Source organism: Sinorhizobium sp. GQ132, assembly GCF_059758575.1.
Genome location: NZ_JCAXDX010000079.1, coordinates 1 through 260 on the forward strand (window position 1 = coordinate 1; position 260 = coordinate 260).

Here is a 260-nt window from a genome sequence, read left to right on the forward strand (position 1 = left end):
TATCCGCGCGGTACGCTCTGCATGATCCCGGCTGGTACGAAGGTCTTCTTGGCCAGTCATCCCGTCGACTTCCGCAAAGGTCCGGATAGCCTATTGGCGCTGGTGCGTGATGCTGGAAGTGATCCATTCAATGGCTCGCTCTACGTTTTCCGCGCCAAAAGAGCAGACAGAATCAAGATCGCCTGGTGGGATGGCTCAGGCGTCTGCCTGTATTCGAAGCGGCTCGAAAAAAATCAGTTCGTCTGGCCGAAAATCGGGCG

The 260-nt window shown here is 56.2% G+C and carries 1 protein-coding gene; it reads left to right on the plus strand.

Going from position 1 to position 260, the window contains the following annotated elements:
- Positions 1 to 48: 48 nt before the first annotated feature.
- Positions 49 to 260 (plus strand): IS66 family insertion sequence element accessory protein TnpB (tnpB, locus tag AC6CIG_RS29805; protein ID WP_498324400.1); only part of this gene is annotated, 212 nt, incomplete at its 3' end.